Source organism: Xenorhabdus innexi (genome assembly GCF_002632485.1).
Classification (GTDB): domain Bacteria; phylum Pseudomonadota; class Gammaproteobacteria; order Enterobacterales; family Enterobacteriaceae; genus Xenorhabdus; species Xenorhabdus innexi.
Genome location: NZ_NIBU01000013.1, coordinates 1 through 18,589 on the forward strand (window position 1 = coordinate 1; position 18,589 = coordinate 18,589).

15 protein-coding genes and 2 pseudogenes are annotated in these 18,589 nt (G+C 41.7%); 9 read left to right on the forward strand and 8 right to left on the reverse strand.

The window, feature by feature from the left end:
• The first annotated feature begins 107 nt into the window (after nt 1-107).
• The 8 genes and pseudogenes from Xinn_RS07390 to Xinn_RS22640 form a co-directional block, all read left to right on the forward strand.
• Nucleotides 108-986, forward strand: a complete 879-nt coding sequence (locus Xinn_RS07390; protein WP_280176136.1) for an ATP-grasp domain-containing protein — start codon at nt 108-110, stop codon at nt 984-986.
• Between the two features lie 12 nt (nt 987-998).
• The gene (locus Xinn_RS07395; protein WP_086956319.1) at nt 999-1,715 is read left to right on the forward strand and encodes a 2OG-Fe dioxygenase family protein; all 717 of its coding nucleotides are present in this window, start codon (nt 999-1,001) and stop codon (nt 1,713-1,715) included.
• Between the two features lie 14 nt (nt 1,716-1,729).
• Entirely contained in the window at nt 1,730-2,956 is a 1,227-nt protein-coding gene (locus tag Xinn_RS07400; RefSeq protein ID WP_086956320.1) for an MFS transporter, read from the forward strand.
• A 142-nt stretch (nt 2,957-3,098) separates the two neighbouring features.
• Nucleotides 3,099-4,250: a flagellar biosynthesis protein FlhB gene (flhB, locus tag Xinn_RS07405; RefSeq protein WP_086956321.1), complete on the forward strand. Its 1,152-nt coding sequence runs from the start codon at nt 3,099-3,101 to the stop codon at nt 4,248-4,250.
• A gap of 109 nt (nt 4,251-4,359) precedes the next feature.
• A complete protein-coding gene (gene flhA / locus Xinn_RS07410; RefSeq protein ID WP_422645968.1) occupies nt 4,360-6,345 on the forward strand; it encodes a flagellar biosynthesis protein FlhA in 1,986 nt (661 codons plus the stop codon).
• 170 nt (nt 6,346-6,515) lie between these two features.
• Complete coding sequence (locus tag Xinn_RS07415) at nt 6,516-7,106, forward strand: DUF4291 domain-containing protein (protein ID WP_244590160.1); 591 nt, start codon at nt 6,516-6,518, stop codon at nt 7,104-7,106.
• Nucleotides 7,107-7,676: 570 nt separating this feature from the next.
• Nucleotides 7,677-8,579, forward strand: coding sequence for a GNAT family protein (locus Xinn_RS07425; RefSeq protein WP_086956324.1), 903 nt, complete (start codon nt 7,677-7,679; stop codon nt 8,577-8,579).
• Nucleotides 8,580-8,657: 78 nt separating this feature from the next.
• Nucleotides 8,658-9,051: pseudogene (locus Xinn_RS22640) on the forward strand (IS1 family transposase); the annotation flags it as partial.
• A 60-nt stretch (nt 9,052-9,111) separates the two neighbouring features.
• Here Xinn_RS22640 and Xinn_RS07440 read toward each other — a convergent pair.
• Nucleotides 9,112-9,585, reverse strand: a complete 474-nt coding sequence (locus tag Xinn_RS07440) for a hypothetical protein (RefSeq protein WP_086956326.1) — start codon at nt 9,583-9,585, stop codon at nt 9,112-9,114.
• Between the two features lie 325 nt (nt 9,586-9,910).
• On the reverse strand, nt 9,911-11,380 hold the full coding sequence (gene pdxR / locus Xinn_RS07445; RefSeq protein WP_099137627.1) for a MocR-like pyridoxine biosynthesis transcription factor PdxR: 1,470 nt from the start codon (nt 11,378-11,380) through the stop codon (nt 9,911-9,913).
• 114 nt (nt 11,381-11,494) lie between these two features.
• Here pdxR and Xinn_RS07450 point away from each other — a divergent pair, with 114 nt between their 5' ends.
• On the forward strand, nt 11,495-11,980 hold the full coding sequence (locus Xinn_RS07450) for a GNAT family N-acetyltransferase (RefSeq protein ID WP_186435675.1): 486 nt from the start codon (nt 11,495-11,497) through the stop codon (nt 11,978-11,980).
• A 214-nt stretch (nt 11,981-12,194) separates the two neighbouring features.
• On the opposite strand, the gene Xinn_RS07455 is transcribed toward Xinn_RS07450, so the two are convergent.
• The 6 genes and pseudogenes from Xinn_RS07455 to panP all read right to left on the reverse strand — a co-directional run bounded on the left by Xinn_RS07455 (nt 12,195) and on the right by panP (nt 18,565).
• On the reverse strand, nt 12,195-13,004 hold the full coding sequence (locus tag Xinn_RS07455) for a TylF/MycF/NovP-related O-methyltransferase (RefSeq protein WP_086956329.1): 810 nt from the start codon (nt 13,002-13,004) through the stop codon (nt 12,195-12,197).
• Between the two features lie 19 nt (nt 13,005-13,023).
• Nucleotides 13,024-14,205 carry a JmjC domain-containing protein gene (locus Xinn_RS07460; RefSeq protein ID WP_169923543.1) on the reverse strand — a complete coding sequence of 394 codons (1,182 nt, stop codon included), beginning with the start codon at nt 14,203-14,205 and terminating at the stop codon, nt 13,024-13,026.
• 559 nt (nt 14,206-14,764) lie between these two features.
• Nucleotides 14,765-15,715 (reverse strand): Rpn family recombination-promoting nuclease/putative transposase, encoded by a 951-nt coding sequence (locus tag Xinn_RS07465; RefSeq protein WP_086956331.1) that lies wholly within the window; start codon nt 15,713-15,715, stop codon nt 14,765-14,767.
• Between the two features lie 266 nt (nt 15,716-15,981).
• Complete coding sequence (locus Xinn_RS07470) at nt 15,982-16,419, reverse strand: hypothetical protein (protein ID WP_086956332.1); 438 nt, start codon at nt 16,417-16,419, stop codon at nt 15,982-15,984.
• A gap of 198 nt (nt 16,420-16,617) precedes the next feature.
• A pseudogene (locus Xinn_RS07475) lies at nt 16,618-16,872 on the reverse strand (Rpn family recombination-promoting nuclease/putative transposase); the annotation flags it as partial.
• Nucleotides 16,873-16,942: 70 nt separating this feature from the next.
• Nucleotides 16,943-18,565, reverse strand: coding sequence for a pyridoxal-dependent aspartate 1-decarboxylase PanP (gene panP, locus Xinn_RS07480; protein WP_086956334.1), 1,623 nt, complete (start codon nt 18,563-18,565; stop codon nt 16,943-16,945).
• Nucleotides 18,566-18,589: the final 24 nt, after the last annotated feature.

Below are 18,589 nucleotides of genomic sequence, written 5' to 3' on the forward strand. Positions count from 1 at the left end.
CGTGGTTTTGATTTATTGTTTGGCGACGATTATCAGATCATAAATGAAGCCTTTTTTCTATCTAAAAATAAACGGTTATTGCTTAAGATCCTGTCTATGATCCTGTTATAGCAAAGCCTCCTTTTGGAGCTGGTTCAGTTTTTATTAAGAAATGCAACAATTGGTCTGAATTACAATCTCATTATCAATTATTTAAATCACAATACAAATCTACAGCTTCAATTGATTTTCTGGGAATGACTGAAACATATTGTACCTCTGAAGGAATATCGCTGCTTAATCAGCCTGGTCAGAGTATGTTACTGGAAGAATATATTCATGGTGTTGAAGGTACTGTTGAATGTGTAATGACCCGGGATCAAACTTATCCGGTTTTAATAAATGAAAAGCTGATTCTGACTGAAAAAAATAATACGATATTAGAGAATCTACTTATTTCTCCACCTGTTTCATTTACAGAAACAGAACAGGAACAAATCAGAGATTATGCGATAGCCTGCATACAAGTCGTCGGGCTGAATTATTCCATTGCACATCTTGAATTCCGAATGTCGCCTGATGGCCCGGTAGTTATTGAAATTAACCCAAGACTGGGTGGTTTATTTGTCAGTGCTGCATTTCGTGACATTGCAGGATTAGATCCTTACCAGCTCTATCTTTCTATTCTTTTGCATGAGAAAGATATTGACACTCAGATTAAACAAGGCCAAAAACAAGTTATAACAGGCAAACAGCACTACTCGATGTTAGCTGTTTATCCTGAAAATAGCGGTCATTTTCAAAGGATAGAGAATATTGAGTATATCCAAAACAATCCCTGTATTCTCGAATGCCGAACTCAGCCTGTCGGCTGTGATATTAATGCAGAAACAGAAGAGCATTACCTGCTTAGGTGTTGGGCGAAAGTTGATGATGCTTCACATGCCCGTGCATTGCATAATGAAATAATACAGTATGTAAAACCCATTATTATTCCAATTTCATAAGGGCTACTACTCATGCGGATCACAGAAATTTCGACACAATTAGCGAATAGTCATTATTGCCACATTCCATATTTTTCGGAATTGATTTCATATGATGAAGATGAGGCTAGAGTATTTAAAAACAGTTGGAATAATTTGGTGCTGGATCAGAATTTTAAAAACTATACTCATAGAGAGAGGCGTATCCTGCGTTATCATTATCATCCGGGTATGGAAAACCCGCTTCAAATTAATCGTGATAGTGAATATCGTTCCTCCGTAACTTATGATGTTGAATACACAAAAGGCTCAAATAAACTGAGTTACTCAGAGGAGCATTTTATTCACCATCCTATTATGCAACATGTTCTCTCAACGGATATTGCTATTTTAGGTGAGCGATTAATAAAAGGTCATCACTATTCGATTGATATCCATCAATTTAGGGTGAAGGCTACGTCGGGAAAAGAGAGTCCGACAACCTCCGGTATTCATCAGGATGGACAGGATTGGATCTTTATGCATTTTATTCAGAGCCATAATATTGCCCCTGTGATTTCTGAAGTGCATAAAAGTGGTGATGAAGCGCCACCTTTACTACAAACGGTAATGACACAGTTTCTGGAAACGCTCACAATAGATGATAAACAACTTTATCATCGGGCTGGCAATGTTCGGCAAATATCTCCTGCAACTGAGGCATTTCGGGATTTATTACTGGTCACTTTCCGGCAGTTTCCTGAGCAATAAGAGAGCTAATAATAATGTTAAGTCAGGAAAATAGTTTGGATTTGCGATTATCTGGTCGTAATGCTTTATCTATCGTGAGTGCAAGATTTGTCTCCGATTTTGGCGCATTTCTGAATATGGTGGTGTTATCCACCTACGTTTATTTACTCAGCAATAGTGTGATGCATGTCAGTATTTTTCTGGCCTGCCGTGTTGCTGGTGGCGTTATTGCCAGTTTAATCGGGACACCTTTTTTTCGGCGATGTACGGGACGATGGCCGCTGGTTTGTTTCGATTTATTGCGGGTTATCTTGCTTTGCCTGTTACTGGTCATTCCGGCTTCACAACAATTATTGATCTTACCGGTGATTGCGTTTGGTATTGGGTTGGGTAACTCCATGTTTGCTATTGGGTTAAACAGCCAGCTTCCGCATTGGGTACATGCTTCACAACGCATATCAACTAACTCCTGGCTGACTTCCGTTGCAGCCACAGGTGCTGTACTTGGCAGTCTGGTTTCGGGTTTGCTTATTGCCAGCAGCGGTTATGAAATGGTCTTTATTGTCAATATCGTTACCTATCTGGTAGCGGCAATACTGATTATGCCGCTACGCTTTATCACCATACCTGAGCAACAGGTATCGCGGGCACTAAGTAATGAATGGCGCGAACTGCGGCTTGGATTACGCGGAGCACCCATGCTGGCAGGTATGTTACTTGTCACTATGACGGATACGCTGGGGAGCGCTGCCCATAATGTCGGTTTTCCGATTATTTCCAAGCTGATTAACCCCGATAATGCCAGTGTTGTAATGGGGTTGTTATTGTCGACATGGGCTATTGGAAAATTCAGTGGTGCCCGATTGGCAAGTTATCTGTTGTGTAGCCGCAATATTCTGAAAATGGAAAAGTTGTTCTTTCTTGGTGTTGCGTTGATGTCAACGGGCTTTATTCTGACGTTCCAGCAAACAGCGCAATTCTGGTTGCTGTTATTTGCTGTCTGGGCTGGAATAGGAGATGGAATTGCTGAAGTCAGTTTAATCTCCCGCGCGCAAAGTGAACCGGAAAGCCTGCGATTGCCTATTTTCAGCTTGCTGACTTTATTACAAATGACCGGATTCGGGATAGGCATGCTATTGGTTGCGCCGTTCTACGCCTGGCTGCCACCATCCATCGTTATTGTCATATTCCACGGTTTGCCGCTGACAGTATTGGTTATTATCCTGCTATGGGGGCGACGATTTACAACCAATAAGGTGTAAATTTGATAATTACGCAAATACCCCTGCAAATTCAGCAGTGTTCCCGCCATTGAATTTCCCTGCTTTTGTCATGCTTAGAACAATTTTATTTGCCCTTTTTCAAGGGCAAATTTTCTGCATTTGCATGTAATCAAGGAAAGCTGTGGCTGAAGATAGCGACCTCGAAAAAACCGAAGAACCCACGCCCCATAAACGGGAAAAAGCTCGAAAAGAGGGGCAGATAGCGCGTTCGAAGGAACTCACTTCTATCCTGATGTTAGCAGGAGGTGTCAGTCTGCTCTGGATGAGCGGGCAATCGATCACTCACGAACTTTCATTGATGGTATTCGAAGGATTCAACTTTGACCATAACATGGTCAGTAACGATAAACAGATGGTACAGCAGGTCGGGCGTTTGTTGAAACAGGCAGTCTGGGCTGTATTACCGGTGTTTACTGGTCTGGTTTTGATTGCGCTGAGTGCACCAACGTTAATGGGTGGGCTGATATTCAGTTCAAAATCCATCAAATTTGATCTGACCAAACTGAATCCGATAGCTGGCCTGAAAAAAATCTTTTCCATGAATGCGCTGGCGGAGCTGTTCAAGGCAATTCTGAAAGCCTCATTGGTTGGAGGAGGAGCCGCTTTGTTTATCTGGGCAAACTGGCCTGCCATGCTGTATCTGACCACTCAGCCACCGTTGGTGGCACTGAGTGATGCCATGATGATGCTGATTTTTGCAGGCTATATTGTTCTGTTTATGCTGATACCTATGGTGGCGTTTGACGTTCTTTATCAGATCCGCAGCCACCTGAAAAAACTGAGAATGACCCGTCAGGAGATCAAGGATGAATTTAAGGAGCAGGAAGGAGATCCACATGTAAAGGCCCGGATTCGCCAACAACAACGTGCGGCTGCCCGTAAGCGCATGATGGCGGATGTACCGAAAGCTGATGTTATTGTCACTAACCCGACTCACTACGCAGTCGCTTTACAGTATGACAGCGAAAAAATGGGCGCACCTAAAGTACTGGCGAAAGGCGCCGGACTTATTGCTCTGCGTATCAAAGAGATTGGTGCAGAAAATCGTATTCCGTTATTGGAGGCTCCTCCGTTAGCAAGGGCACTGTTTCGCCATGCTGAAGTGGGGGGCTTTATTCCGGCAGCACTCTATGCTGCCGTTGCTGAAGTGCTTGCCTGGGTTTACCAATTGAAACGTTGGAAACGGGAAGGTGGCCTGAAACCAAAAACACCTGAAAATCTGCCAGTGCCACCCGCACTGGATTTTGCTGGAGAAAATAATCGTCATGGCTAATCTGGCCTCATTATTACGTTTATCAGGGAATCGTTTACCGGGGAATATAAAAGGTTCCGAGTGGCAAATGCTTGCGGGGCCTGTCCTGATCCTCATGATCCTGTCGATGATGGTACTGCCGTTACCACCATTCCTGCTCGATTTACTGTTCACATTTAACATTGCCCTTTCCATCATGGTATTGCTGGTGGCGATGTTTACGCGTCGGACACTGGATTTTGCCGCATTTCCTACGATTCTGCTGTTCTCGACGTTATTACGTTTGTCACTGAACGTCGCTTCCACCCGTATCATTCTGATGGAAGGCCATACCGGATCAGCGGCGGCGGGGCAGGTGGTGGAAGCTTTTGGTCATTTCCTTGTCGGTGGTAATTTTGCCATTGGTATTGTTGTATTCGTTATCCTGATCCTGATTAACTTTATGGTCATCACCAAAGGTGCTGGGCGTATCGCCGAAGTAGGGGCGCGCTTTGTACTGGATGGAATGCCCGGCAAACAAATGGCCATTGATGCTGATTTGAATGCCGGATTGATTGGTGAAGATGAAGCGAAAAAACGCCGTGCGGAAGTCACACAAGAAGCCGATTTTTACGGCTCAATGGACGGTGCGAGTAAATTCGTGCGTGGTGATGCGATTGCCGGATTAATGATTCTGGTCATTAACATCATCGGCGGCTTAATTGTGGGTGTTGCCCAACATAATATGAGTCTGGGCGATGCAGGGGAAGCTTATACATTGCTGACCATTGGTGATGGTCTGGTTGCTCAGTTACCGGCGTTGATCATCTCGACGGCAGCGGGTGTTATCGTTACTCGTGTTGCGACGGATGAAGATGTTGGTCAGCAAATGGTGACTCAGCTTTTCAACAACCCTAAAGTTTTGATGCTAAGTGCTGGCGTATTGGGTTTGCTGGGCTTAGTACCGGGCATGCCTAACTTTGTCTTCCTGCTGTTTACAGCTGCATTAGCGGGTGTCGGTTACTTTTTGCTGCGTAAGGATAAAGACCCGCTGACGACACAACACGAAGAAATGAAAGCGGTGGAAGAGCAACAGCAAACGGCCGAGGCTTCGTGGTCTGATGTCCAGCTGGAAGACCCACTGGGTATGGAAGTCGGTTATCGTCTGATCCCGATGGTGGATTTCCGTCAGAATGGTGAATTGCTTGGGCGTATCAGCGGTATCCGTAAAAAATTCGCACAGGAAGTGGGATACCTGCCTCCGGTAGTACATATCCGTGACAACCTTGAACTGGCACCAGCCAGCTATCGCATCCTGATGAAAGGGGTAGAAATTGGCCGTGGTGAAGCTCATCCGGGGCGCTGGCTGGCAATTAATCCGGGCGGAGCAGTCGGTGATTTACAGGGCGACCTGACAAAAGATCCGGCCTTTGGTTTACCTGCCGTCTGGATTGATGACAGTTTAAGAGAGCAGGCTCAGGTACAGGGTTATACCGTTGTGGCGGCGAGTACCGTTGTGGCAACACATCTTAACCATCTACTGTCTCAGCATTCCAGTGAACTGTTCGGCAGACATGAAGCACAACAGTTGTTCGAACGAGTCAGTCAGGATATGCCGAAATTGACGGAAAACTTTATCCCTGATGTTGTCAGCCTGACGACTTTACATAAAGTTCTGCAAAATCTGCTGGCAGAGCAAGTACCGATCCGTGATATGAGGACAGTTATTGAAACACTGGCCGAACACGCGCCGGTACAGACTGATCCTTATGAATTGACGGCAGCGGTCCGAATCGCACTTGGCAGAGCAATTGCGCAACAGTGGTTTCCCGGCGTGGATGAAATTAAGGTTATTGGTCTGGATGCAAACCTTGAGCGTATTTTACTTCAGGCATTACAGGGCGGCGGCGGACTGGAACCGGGGCTGGCTGAAAGTCTGGAGCATCAGGCCGCAGAAGCACTGGAGCGTCAGGAAATGCTGGGCGCACCACCTGTGTTATTAGTCAACCATGCACTGCGTCCGTTACTGTCACGCTTTCTGCGCCGCGTGTTACCCCGATTGGTTGTACTTTCCAATCTTGAAATCACCGATAATCGCCAGATAAGAATGACGGCGACAATTGGTGGCGCGCGTTAATTCTATCTCTTAATTTATGGTAAACCTCATTATTTTAAATGAGGTTTACCTATCATTATTTCATTCTTACTCTTCTGTTTTTTCTTTTATTAATAAAATTCCTGATATACGATAGTGTACTAGAATTAGCTATGTTCATATTTTAATAAAATAATAAGTTAAACTAAGTTATGATGAAAAAAGATAATATGTTTTCATATAAAGATAATCCGATTAAAGCATTTTACACAGATCAATATATCCGGGTATATCAGGCCTTTTCTGATTCAATTGCAGACAGCGCCACACAAAATAATACATTTGTTTCCCCACCTTTTAGCATGACGCGCATGACATGGATTAAACCCTCATTTCTATGGATGATGTATCGCTCCGGATGGGCGAAGAAAGATGAAGGGCAAAAACGTATACTGGCAATTGATATCACGCATGAAGGATTTAAAGAAATTATCCAGCAAGGTGTTATCAGTCATTATGATCCTAAAATGTCTGTTTCAAGAGATATATGGAAAGATAAAGTACAAAAAAGTGATGTGGTCATTCAGTGGGATCCGGAACGGGATATCTCATTAAATAAATTGGAACAGCGAACAATCCAAATAGGATTACGTAATCAGGCTGTTGAGAATTATGTTAATCGCTGGATTATGAATATCACGGATATTACTGATAAGGCTCATGACATACATGAATTGGTAAAAAATAATCAATTGGATATTGCTAAGAGTTTATTGCCAGAGGAAAGAGTTTATATTGGATAATTAAACATACAGCTAATGGAATAGAGACAACAATTTCTGTCTGTTAAGTCAACAGATTCTAAAGATAAAATAATTACCACTATTACTCTATTTAGTACTGGCGGTAGAGAAACCCGTCCCCGTAATGTAGCATTTTTATATATAGTGAGAGCAGCTTAATTCTGGCAATAACCTAAGCCTGCAAATTTTTGTGGGTTTATATGAATCCCACCATCAAAGAAAATCGGCCTCTGTTATGTCGTGATGTGATAGAAACTTTCTTTTTAGCTTCTTCCCACTACCTTTCATATTCAACGGGGGAAGCTTATCTATGAAGGCTATGGGGTGACGTAGTGTAAATCGATCCGAGTAGTGAGAGCCTCAAAATGATTTTTTTCTTACCCTGCACAGGGTATGAAGTAAAGAATACTTCTAGGTATTTACCCAATGCTATCCCACCAATGATGTTGAGTGTGGAAAAATCTTAAATTCGAACTACACACCTGAAATCAGGTAGTATACTTACTATCAGCAATTTCAAATAATGCAATACTTTACAAATATAACTAAAAAAGCATAAAGGAACTTTTGATGAATGTTTTAGATATTAAAAATAAATTGTTTGGGTGGAAAGAAGTAGATTTCAGTGAATACGAAAAAGTTTACTTTCATTTTGGTGGGAGTTTAGCCGGTCACCCTACTGTGCTAAAATTTATCCATGAAAAACACAATCTCAACGAAAAATATTTTATACATGAAGATTGTTTAAAAGAACATAAGGCTGCAATTTGCGTCTGGGATGATAAATATCTGGCAAATGATCCTTCACACCCATTGTCAGATAAAATGTCAATTGCAATACCAAATGATGAATTAATTATTCCATCCAGCAAAAAATCTCGTTTTTTATTGCCTTTAAAATCAAAGTACATATCACCTCTAAATCATAATAACATTATTAATTCGACCTTTAATTTCAATGCGAATCGTTCTTTGTGCTTAGCTAAGAAAATAACATCAAAATCCAATAAAAAATATAAGCAGAGAATAAATAATTTTATAAAATCAGGTGGTGAAATAATTGATGTTGATAAATTTAGCGCAAAGGAACTCACAGAATTTTATTCATTACTGGTTGAAAAAAGATGGGGGGGGGTTGGCTTAGATAAAGCGGCTGTTTGTGAATTTATCAAGCTAATAAAGCCCATGATATTTGGACATGTTATCTTTTTCAAAGAAAAACCTAGTGCATTTCACTTTATTACAAAAACCCAATTTCATGAACATACAAATATAGAGTTTATCCAAGCAGGAATGGATTGCTCAAATGAATTATCCAAGTTTTCCATTGGTTCACTCCTAATATGGAGTAATATATATAAATCAGAAAGTGAATTTAAAAACGTTAGGTTTTCATTTGGAAGACCTTCCAGAGATTATAAATTAAGGTGGAGTAACATTCATCAAATAGGCCGAACGATTACATTAATATAAAAGATCAAAAGAGCCAACACAGACTTTTTTCAAGAAACGCATCATGACGGTCGCCATAGCGACCGTCATGAAAACACTAAAAAGCTTACGCCCCGACACGTAACTACACTTCTCCTTGATGGAAAGAATATTCAGCTTGTCTGCGAAATAGACAAACAATATTCATTTGTGGGGAACAAGCAAAATCAACGCTGGCTTCGGTATGCTTGGGAATCCCGCCTGAAGCGAATAGTGATCCATGTTTTTGGCGATCGCAGTAAAAACACGTTAGACAAGCTTCTTACCCTCTTATCACCTTTTAGCTATTCGGTTTTATTGTACAGATAACTATGCTGCTTATGACAGCCTTCCCGAGGGAAAACACTGGGCTGGCAAGACGTTTACTCAGCGTATAGAGAGAACGAACTTAACGCATCGCACCCGAATCAAAAGGTTGAATAGAAAAACCATTAGCTATTCAAAATCAGTGTAAATGTACGATAAAGTGATAGGAACTTTTATTGAACGTGAACATTATTTTTAACACCAATACCTAACTATTTAATACATGACCTGACCATGTCCTTATTCTATTGTGATATTTAGGTGAACTCGAAATGACGCAATTATATTCCAATCCTTTATTAGGTATAAGAAATGTACTAACTGGATTTTTTAAATTTTTATCAAGAAAGAAAAATATAGTAATGTCTGGTGCTATGTTACCAATAAATCCATATATATCACTTATCCCCATAGGCCATAGAGTAACGGATACAAATCTCGAAAAGGCTGGATGAATAAACTCCGAGCTGGCAGACATTATCAAAGTCTTTGTGTTTATTTTATACTTGCTGTTCACGCTTAAACCAACGTATCTTGATCCAAAATGTGATAGTCTTTGTAAGCAATCAGCGTCATATTGAGGTGCTGGAGTACCATTCTGTAATACGGCATGGACAAATCTCAGTGTAACTTTAGCCTCTCCTTCAAAAAAATGGGTATAAGCTTCTTTAAATTTATTCATAAATTCGCTCCATTGTAATAGATAAGTCATATTTGAATTAGATTCATTAATAAGCTTTCAGGTTGATTATATATTAGGGTGCATATACAGAATCTTAATAATTAAGTCTTTCAAAACAAGTATCCAATATTTTTTCATGACTGTTGAACAAGCTAAATCCGGCATATTAACGTCTGATGGACAGCAGGAGTTATTATAAATGGGGCAAGATCATGTAGATATTAATGATTTTTGTGATTTCTGTATCCTACAAGGAGCACTGGCGTTGCTGACGAAGTGCACCTCTTTTTCCAACCGATTTAATTAGCCGATTTGAAATTTTTTTTCAGAACATCGCAGCCAGTCGTTTTATATTTTCATATATGTCGGCTGGAGGATGGGCAGCGTAGCCAAAAAGGATCGCTTGATCAGAAAAAGCGTGAATACAGTAGCGTGATAATGGTTGTGCACCTAAACCTAATTGTCTGCACTTTGTAATAATCTCTTGCTCAGTAAAACCATCTTTTAACCGACACACCATGTGAATGCCCGAATCAGTGATATTCGCATCAAAAACGTGGGGAAGGTATCTGTTTATGGCATCAGATAACGCGCTTTGTCTCTCGTAGCATATTTTTCTGATACGCCGTACATGGCGTGCATAATGGCCTTCCTGTATAAAATGCGCTAATACCGCTTGTTCCAGATACCCGGAGAGGGTATCGCTGTAATATTTCATCATCGTGAACGCATTAATTAATGGTTCAGGAACGACTAAAAAGCCAATACGTAAACCGGGATACATCATTTTTGAGAAAGTACCCGCGTAAATGACCCGTTGGGTTGTATCCAGACCTTGTAGTGCCTGAATGGATTTAGAAAAATAGCGGAACTCACTGTTATAGTCGTCCTCAAAAATCCATGCGTTATGCTGATTGGCCCAGTCAAGAAGCGCTAAACGTCTTGGTAGCGTCAATGTAGTCCCTAACGGAAACTGATGAGAAGGAGAGGTGTAAACTAACCGAGCATCGGGATGACTGGCTGCACCATAGGAAACATTCATTCCTTGTGCATCGGAAGGAATAGCGGCTATTTGTGCTCCCATTGCGGTGAATATTGCTCTGGCACTATCATAACTGGGGTCATCTAACCAGACTTTATCACCCTGTTGTAGTAATACCCGTGCAGTTAAATTTATTGCCTGCTGAGTACCGTTAACAATAATAATTTGATGTTCTGAACAATTTACACCGCGGGTTGCATGAATATAATCAGCCAGCACTTTTTTCAGTAATGGATAGCCATCAGGTTGGCTAAATTGTCCAATCGTTTTTTTAGAGTGGCGCCATACTCTGCCGGTTAATTGCCCCCATAATTTATGAGGGAACTGATCCACGCAGCCAACGCCGATATTAAATATGGGGTATTGGTTGCTTTCCGGTTGTATTTTTTCCCAAAATGGCATCAGAGCATTTGTTGCGGTACTGAGATTTGATGCTGCAATCGTTTTTTTTTCTTTCGACTCATAAGTTCGGTTTATGGCGACCAATTTATCCGGAATTGTGGTTGAAACATAAGTTCCGGAACCTTTCCGCGCAATCAAATATCCTTCATCAGTCAGGCGGTCAAAACCGGCAATCACGGAATTGCGTGAAATCGACATCATTTCTGCCAGCGCTCTTGTGGATGGGATTTTGGTATTTTCAGTGAGCCTGCCATCAAGAATGGCATTTCTTATTGTGTGGTACACCTGATCTTTAATGTAGCCATCATCTAAAAGTAAATGCGGAAATTGGGCTTGCGATTTACGCGCCATAATAAAGTGGACCTTTAAAAAATAATAAAAGTGTATCTTATTAAGTACCAAATGGAATTGTAATATCGCTCCATCATTTCGTCATTATGGTTTTTACGATAAAAATCAAATGATATGGGCTTTTATTTGAGGGACTTGATTGTGAACAATAATATATTACCGGTTACTGTTAAATTTGTTGCTGCTGAACATTATTCACAATGGTTGGTTTATTGGCAGGCATATCAGGATTTTTATCAAGTTAATTTATCTAACGATGTTACTGAAAAAACCTGGGCGCGTTTTTTTGATGCGAAAGAACCAATGTACTGCGCAGTTGCGCTAGCGGGCGATAAAATTTTGGGTTTTGTCCATTACCTTTATCACCGCTCTACATGGTCTGAAATGGATTTTTGTTACCTTGAAGACCTCTTTGTTTCACCGGAAGCAAGAGGACACCATATTGGTAAGCAACTGATTGAATTTGTCCAGTGCGAAGCCAGAAAACAAAATTGTGGGCGGTTATACTGGCATACTCATGAAACAAATTTACGCGCTCAGCACCTTTATGATTGGGTTGCTGAAAAGTCAGGCATGATTGAGTATCGAATGGCATTATAATCGGATGTTGTTAACCCGAATTATATTTAAGTTATTGCTGGGAAACCGTCTTCTGAGTAGAAAATTTTCAGTGACGGTTTCTTTTATCTTTAACACAGTAAACACCCTCAGAGCTGTTTCAGCGTATATTAAAACATAGCCTCTGAAACCGGTATTCCGCCAATTTCCCAGCATTCAGGTTAAACTTATAAACAGGTGTTGGAGAGATCCATTGTCATTTTCGCCAAAAAAATACGCCTGCCGACTTATCTGCAACTTCCAATTGAGCTGTAATACCGTGTAATTTACGGAACTCATCTACCGCATTCTGACAACCTGGGAGGTGATAATCATCTATGATGATAAATCCGTTTTCACTCAACTTGTGATAGGTATTGTTAAGGACATCTAGTGTTGAACTGTACCAATCCGCATCTATCCTAATCACACTAAATCTTGCTTCGTCAGGTAAGCAGGGTAATGTATCTGCAAACCACCCTTTAGTAAAAACTACACTTTCGCTGAGTAAGCCATATCGATGAAAGTTTTCTTTCACATCATCTATCGTTGCCAAGCAGTCTAAATTATACAACGGCAGATGCTTTGCAAAACGATGCCAAAACTGATTGATGAACATACCATCTTTAGCACTGGGAGAGGGGAGTCCGGAAAAAGAGTCAGCAACGTACACCTTGCGTGAAGAACTAAGATATTTCAATGCGCCAGCCATATAGATGGAAGTACCTCCCCGAAGGACGCCGCAATCAAGAAGATCTCCTTCTATATTTTCTCTATGAACAGTCTCGACAGCAAAACGGATATTAGAAAGTGCCTCTTCACTGACATATGTGTGAATATTTCTGGAGCGTTTCGTATATTGCAAAATATCAGTTAATTCCTCGGCGCTGATACCGAGATCGATACCTTCATCGGATAATTGGCACAGTACCTCACGAATGCTTTCTACTTCATGAAGTGTCCCCTTAGGCTTTTCCGGTTCATAAATTCTATTGGTAAGCGTGCGCCCCAGTAAGTCCAAATACATTACAGCCTCCCGGACTACATCAGATTAAAATTAAAATACCCACTTTCGACATCTCTTGGCATAACAATACTTTGGATTCCGTATTTAACTTTCCCGGTAACTGGGCAGGGGTAAAGCTGTTCTCTCCCATGTTGCATAGTGCGTTTATCTCTTCTTGACAGTAATCTGGAAGCGTCATATTCGATGGAGTAGAAATCAGGGACTTCCGGGGACTCTGAGTCGAGCTATAATAGACGGCAATAACGTCATCACTCCTTCGGGTTTTGAGGTTCGCGCTTGGTCGAACCTGCAATTTGGTGGATTCATTAATAGTATGTGAGGAAGCAATGGTGGCTAAACGACTATCACAGACTTCATGTTTGGTTGCATTGTAAGCTATTTCAAAATCCGCCAGCATGTCTCTAAATCGGGTTTTGCTTATTCGTTCAATAAGAAGTTTGCCGTTTTTGTCTGATTCAGCGAGATTAGTGAACGGATAGATGTTTTGACGAAGTTCCGCTACCTGTTCTGCCATGAGTCGCAAGTAGCCTTCAATAACTTCAAACATTTTTGTCGGCTCCAGACCAATAGACATATGCAAAGAATAATCGTTGAGGCATTTTGCGGAATGCGGTGCTCCGGCAGGAATGTAAAGCAGATCACCGGGTTCAAGCACGGCTTTTATTACTGGAGAGCCCAGATCCACGTCTTTCAAATTTTGCTGAAGCGGATGCGTCGGGTTTTCTATTATTTTATTCCAGACACTCCATTCTTTCCGCCCCTCTAACTGGATGACAAAGACTTCTGTGGTATCGAAATGTACCTCAAGGCCAGAGAAATTTACCCCTGTCAGGAATGGCTTAGCAAAAACATATCCGCCAAAAACTTCTTCAAGCTTTTTGCAAAGTTTGGAGATCTTGCCGTGACGGAAGTTAAGATCTTCTAGCTTCAGGGTTGCACCTGCTGTGAACTGTTCGAGAATAAATGCGCGTTGGGTTGTTGCCTGACCCAGATATGATGGAACAAAAACAGCATTCCCATCATGAGTTATCCTCACCAAATCTTGTAACATTCCTTCCCCGGCTATCAGATAGCGGTCAAAGTCCGCCAGTGAAAACATATCAGTCAACCGGCTACCTGCACGTTGGAGAAGTGGTTTTTTTTCGAAAAACTCGTCAAAGAAGACCTGATGGCCGATAGGGCCAATAATATCATCTAGCAAGGTGAGCACCCTCTTTAAGAGAAGAGATACTGAATATTCAGTATCTCTTTTTTTATTAGTTTTGCTTTAGAAAAAACGGTACTGCGCAACTTTAAGAGCGGCGGCAGTGACAAATTTGATATCTTTCTTATTCAAAGTCATTTTTATCTCCTTTATTTATTAAAAAGATGGTGCAAAAGCCCGATATATTGCGCTTAAAAGCCGTCTATACCGGACTTACACGAAAACTATCATCCTTTTTTTTGCTAAAAAAACGATAATAAATGTTAAATTAATCAGATTTTGACCACATTTGGATATATAAACTTCTTCTTGCAGAGTGCAATTGAAACAATCAGGATTTCAGAGGGCTGATATTCAACTGAATTTAAGTCGGAAGTAGTTCAGATGGTCGATGTCGCCCGTCTCCTGTGGAGATAATCTACGCGCCCAGCGCCTTTATAACTGGCTGCTGAAAAGTCAGGCATGATTGAGTATCGAAGGGTACTGTGATTGGATGTGTAAAATGAAATGCCGATCTTCCGGATCGGCATTATTCTGTATAAAGAAAAGAGAAGGTCTAGTGTTTTAACGCTTCAATTTTATCCCGGCTCAGCCCGGTACTGGTTACGATAATATCCAGACTGACGCCATGTTGTAATAGTGCGCGAGCGGTTTCCAACTTACCTTCTTCTTTGCCTTTTTTCCAGCCTTCTTCTCTTCCTGCTTTCCGGCCTTCTTCTCTTCCTGTTTTCCGGCCTTCTTCATGGCCTTTTTGTTCAAGCTGTTCTGCAATAGTCATCAACATTGTTTCATGCTCCGGAGATTGTTCAATCAGTTGATGGATAAATTGTGAGATATCCAGCGTATGCCCATTCAGTAAAATATAGCTTAACACAACATTGCATTGTTCAACTGTATTATAACCTGCATTCAATAATGCCACTAATTGGGGAACCCATTCCAGCATGTCCCGGCAGCGTATGTGCTTTTGAACCAGTTCCATTAAGGCGACACTTTTATGTGTCAGGATTTCTTCGTCGCTGAGTACACTGACATCCACCAGTGGAAAAGGCTGATGATATAAGCGTTCAGCTTGTTTTTGATATGTGAAACAATCCAACCAATGATTTGAGTAAGGGTAAGGCCGGATCTCGCCATGATAAAACAATAAAGGAACAACCAAAGGTAATTCAGTATGTCCCTTTTTCAGATGGGCTGCCATTGTTGACATCATATAATACATCAATCTCCAGGCCATCAATGGGTCAGGCGTGGATTGGTGTTCTATCAGACAATAAATGTAACCGTCTCCCTGAGTTGTCTCAACCGAATACAGCACATCACTGTGCAACTGACGTAAATGTCGATCAACAAAACTACCGGATTCCAGTTTCAGCGTGGCTAAGTCACACAATGATCGGATCTCTTCCGGAAGGTAGAGGGATAAAAACTCTCTGGCTGTTTCAGGTTGTGTCAAAAAATGTTTGAATAACGCGTCATGGTTCGGCCGTTTGTGTTTCTGCGTCACAGTACATCCCTCTACCTATTACTTATTAATTTTCATTTACTATCAGAATGATAATCCTCTTAAATTCCAATCAATGTACAGCATATAACCAGCTGCTCCAATATCGACTCCGGTTACTTAGTTCGATATTCACCCGCTTTTTGGGAACGTATCTTATTTTTAAATTGAGTAAAACTGGTAAAATATTATCAATGTACCATTTAGATTGATAAAGATCCTGATACCTTAGCAGCAATCTTTATCAAGTCGGGTTTTTATAAATTATGCTAATTAGTTAGCTCAAAATACCACTCAAGAAATGAGTTAAAATCTTTCCATTGAGGTTTGAATTTCCCTTCGTAAAAATCGAGCATTTCTTGCCCTAATCCTATTTCTAGTACTTCTCCCGTTTTTCTATTGTAGAAATACCCATACTCACCTTCGAAGCTATCTAAAGGAATGTATTCTTCAGAACAACGAAGTAATTCATTTGTAAATTTTACATCTAAATCATAATTACTATTAATAATAAACCAGCAGATTTGGTAAATTTCACGGTATCTACTATAGAATGTCGGATCACCCTCAGCATGTAGATAAAATTCAGCAACATCAGATTGTAAATCGATATTTAGCCTAGCTAAAGCATCTGGATATTCTGGGTGAATAAAATCATGCCACCACCCTTTATCACTAAGATATTTTTTAACTTTATTAGATAACATAATTTATGCCTATTTATTTTTCTATGTGCTTTTCACTTGTACTCAGTGATGGAAATATGTGTTCAGTGCCTTTATAACTGGGTTGCTGATAAATCAGGTATGATTGAATATCGCATGTCATTATAATTCGATGTTGTTAATTAAAATGCCGATCTTTAAGACCGGCATTATTTTAAAGAAGCGGAGAAAGAAAATAATTTAATGATTTAACGCTTCAATTTTATCCCGGCTCAGCCCGGTACTGGTTACGATAATATCCAGACTGACGCCATGTTGTAATAGTGCGCGAGCAGTTTCCAACTTACCTTCTTCTTTGCCTTTTTCCCAGCCTTCTTCATGGCCTTTTTGTTCAAGCTGTTCTGCAATAGTCATCAACATTGTTTCATGCTCCGGAGATTGTTCAATCAGTTGATGGATAAATTGTGAGATATCCAGCGTATGCCCATTCAGTAAAAATCGTTACTCATACAAGCCAATTAATCTACAACATCTCATCAGCCGCTCCAATATCGATTCCAGTTATTCAACTCGCCTCTGAGAATATATTTTGTTTTGATTTCAGCAAAATCTGTAAATCCTTCCAGAACGAACTCTGTTTTGCCAGTTGCCGCTGTTCCTGCACCATATCCGCAAGTATTTCCGGCGTTGTCAGCGGGTTTGCCAGCACGACCCGCAAAACAGCCGTTGGCTGTTTATCCCATTGCGCAGGTTTAATACAGGTGCGCGAAACAAATGTTTTTCCGGCAGAACACTGCATAGTCTGGATACTCTGATTGAGCGCATTCAGCGTATCCCGTACTTTTTGTCGTACTGGCTCAGATCCTTCGCGCATAAGTTTTAACGCCGCAGGTGGAGCATAGCGGTAAGTCAGCAAACAAAGCTGTGGTTCACTGATTAATTCGAAATCCTTTTGTTGGCGAAGGAAGTCAGCAAATTGCCGGGCTTTTTCGATACCGATATCTATCAGATCCGCCATTCCCTGCCGTCCAAGCAGATGAAGGTTACTGTGCAACATCAGTGACATTGCACTGCGTGAGCCTTCCAGAGTATGGCGCCCGAGATCTTTTGAACCCTTGCGCAGTATGTAATTAGCGTGTTGCTCAATGGCATCGGCCAGCGTTGGCTGGCGGAATAGCACCATGCCGGAACCCATCGGAACATACATCTGTTTATGTGCATCAATCGTCACGCTATCCGCCCGCTCGATGCCTTTAAACAAATAACGGTAGCGTTCTGATAACAGGCTGGCGCCTCCCCATGCAGCATCAACGTGGAAATGACACTGTTCCTGTTCCGCGATATCTGCCAGCGTATTCAGCGGGTCGATAGAGCCGGTTTCGGTACTGCCTGCAATGCCGATAATTGCCATCGGTCTGATATTACGTCGGCGCAGTTCCTGCAATTGAATGAGCAGATCATCAGTGCAGATTTTCCCGTCTTTGTCAGTAGCGATTTTGACCAGAGCATCTTGCCCGAGACCGAGCACATCGATGGCTTTTTTCAGTGAATAGTGCCCCAGCTCAGACACCAGAATAGCCAGTCCGCTATAGCCATAATGGATTAGCCCTCTGGCTAATCCTTCACGTGCCAGTCCGGCAAAGTTGCCGTCTGCTGGCATAAGCTGATTGCGACATGCCCACAGTGCAGTCAGGTTAGCCAGTGTTCCGCCGGAGCAGAAGCTCGCCAGCGCATGATCACCATTGTGCAGCCACTTCTGATAGAAATCGTCATCACAGTTGTAGACCAGTTTGTGCATCATCCCCAGAACCTGCCGTTCCAGTGCGGTCAGGGAGTGGGAAGTCTCCAGTTTGACGACATTCTGGTTCAGGGCGGTCAGTATTTTGCCCAGCGCCGGTAAATGCCGGGGGAGAGCGGAGGTCATGTGGCCTACAAAAGCAGGCGATGAAACAGGCATCACCTGATTGAGCACATTTTCGCTCAGATAGCGGGTGTATGTTCCGGTATCAACCGGGGATTCCGGTATGTTCACAGAAGAAAACTCTTTTTCCAGCTCTTCCAGACTGGATACCGGTTGGTTTAACCTATTATGACAATAACTGACCGGATCACCTGCGATGTCTGCCTCCAGTACGGATAGCGCTTCCTCACCGATATTTGTCATAAATGGGTTGAGAAAATCCTGCATAGTTTGCCTCTTTAGACTGAATAC